We start from the raw sequence: 2,448 nt of genomic DNA, 5'->3' as shown, positions 1-2,448 counted from the left end.
TCAAAAAGCACGGGCCGGCACCGCGCCGGTGCGGGCCTTCGACGCCGGGCCGGCGCGGGCCGCGCTGGAGCGTCTGCTGCCGGGCCACGCGGACCAGTTCACCCTGGTCCCCGAGGCCTCGGCCACCGGCCCGGACACCTTCACGGTCTCCGGGCCGGCCGGTGACATCACCGTCCGGGGCAGCACCGGCGCCACCCTGCTCACCGGCGTCGGCTGGTACCTCCAGCACGTGGCCGGCACCGACATCGGCTGGCCCGGCGACAGCCTCGGCATACTGCCCGAGGTGCTGCCGGGCGTCCCGGCGCCGGTCACCCGCGGCGCGCTCGTGCCGCACCGGTACGCCCTCAACGACACCGACGACGGGTACTCCGGCCCCTACCGGACCTTCGAGGAGCACCAGCGGCAGGTCGACCTGATGGCGCTGCACGGCATCAACGAGGTGTTCGTGCAGGTCGGCGCCGAGTACCCGTACTACCGGGCGCTCCAGCGGTTCGGGTACTCCGCCGAGGAGCTGCGCGAGTGGATCCCGGCGCCCGGCCACCAGAGCTGGTGGCTGCTGCAGAACCTCAGCGGCTTCGGCGGCCCCGTCACCGAACGGCTGATGCGGGAGCGGGCGGCCGTGGGCCGGCGGATCGCCGACCAGCTGCGCGGGCTGGGGATGACCCCGGTGCTGCCGGGCTACTTCGGGACGGTGCCGCCGGGATTCGCCGCCCGCAACACCGGGGCGAGCGTGGTGCCCCAGGGCGACTGGGCGGGCTTCGACCGCCCCGACTGGCTGGACCCGGCCTCACCGGCGTTCGGCGAGCTGGCGGCCGCGTACTACGCCGAGCAGCGCGCGGTGTTCGGCGACAGCACCATGTACCGGATGAGCCCGCTGCACGAGGGCGGGCAGACGGGCACGGTCGACGTGAAGGCGGCGGCGGGCGCTGTGCAGGCCGCCCTGCACCGCGCCCGCCCGGGCGCGCTGTGGGCGGTGCTGGGCTGGCAGGACGATCCGACGCGGGAGCTGCTGGCCGGGGTGGACACCTCGAAGCTGCTGATCCTGGACGGGTTGTCGGACCGCTACAACCGCCTGGACCGGGAGACCCGGTGGGGCGGCACCCCGTACGCGATCGGCACGATCTACAACTTCGGCGGCCACACCACGATCGGCGCCAACACGTCGGTGTGGATCGACCGGTTCGATGCCTGGCGGACCAAGCGGAACAGCGCGCTGCGCGGGATCGCGTACCTGCCGGAGGGGACCGGCACCAATCCGGCCGCCTTCGACCTGTTCACCGATCTGGCGTGGGAGCCGGGGCCGATCGACCAGAAGGCCTGGTTCGCGCGGTTCGCGGCCCGCCGGTACGGGCGGCCCGACGCCGCGGCGGCGGCGGCCTGGGAGGAGCTGCGGCGGGGCCCGTACAGCACCTCGTCGGGGCTGTGGTCGGAGTCCCAGGACAGCCTGTTCTCGGCCCGGCCGAGCCTGACGGCGCCGAACGCGGCGTACTGGAGCCCCCGGTCCATGCGCTACCCGGCGGATTCGGTGCGCAAGGCGCTGGAGCACCTGCTGAAGGTGGCACCGGAGCTACGCGGGTCCAGTGCGTACCGCTTCGACCTGGTGGACACCGCACGGCAGGCCCTCGCCAACCGGTCGCGGGTGCTGCTGCCGAGGATCAGGGCGGCGTACGAGGCGAAGGACCTCGCCCTCTTCCGCGCACTGACCGGGCAATGGGCCTCCGGGGAGCGGCAGTTGGCCCGGATCACCGGCTGCGACCCGCACTTCCTGCTGGGCAGTTGGCTGTCCTCGGCCCGCGCCTGGGGCACGAACCGCGCGGAGCGGGACCGGTACGAGTACGACGCCCGCTCGATCCTGAGCGTGTGGGGGCGGCGCAGCACCAGCGAGGGCGGCTTCCTGCACGACTACGCGAACCGCGAATGGGCGGGTCTCGTCGAGGAGTTGTACGCGCGCAGGTGGCAGACGTACTTCGACAGCCTGGAGGAGGCCCTGGTGACGGGCGCCGCGCCCCGGGAGATCGACTGGCACGCCTTCGAGGAGGAGTGGGCGCGGCGGACCACGCGGCACGCCACGCAGCCCACCGGCGACCCCCACGTGCTGGCGACGGAGATCGCGGCGGCCCTGCGCTGACGACCACCCCGGCGCGTCCGCCGCGCCCGGGTGCCACGCTGGAAGGAGCGGATGGGGCCGAAAGGGCGGCAGGGTCGGGACGGGGCGGCCGACGCGTGAGGCGGTGGTGATCGATGGACGACCGGGAGGCACGACCGGGCGGCGGGCCGCCGGACGACCGGCCGGAGGACCCGGCGCGGGAAGGCCGACCCGCGCGGGGCGGGGCGCCGGGCGGCGGGCGGCCGGACGACCGGGTTCCGGAGGACAGGACGCCGGGTGACCGGCAGCCGGGTGACCGGGCGTCGCAGGCCGGGTCGTCGGAGGCCGGGCCGCCGCAGGAC

General features: G+C 74.9%; 1 protein-coding gene. It reads left to right on the top strand.

The features are described 5' to 3' along the window. Positions 1-2,128: alpha-N-acetylglucosaminidase (locus GPJ59_RS35495; RefSeq protein WP_219672232.1), on the top strand; the 2,128-nt coding region annotated here is incomplete at its 5' end. Positions 2,129-2,448: the final 320 nt, after the last annotated feature.

The sequence above is a fragment of the Streptomyces bambusae genome, from assembly GCF_019400985.1.
Taxonomy (GTDB): domain Bacteria; phylum Actinomycetota; class Actinomycetes; order Streptomycetales; family Streptomycetaceae; genus Streptomyces; species Streptomyces bambusae_A.
Note: the sequence above shows the minus strand (reverse complement) of the source record. Positions and strands in the feature narration are given on the sequence as shown.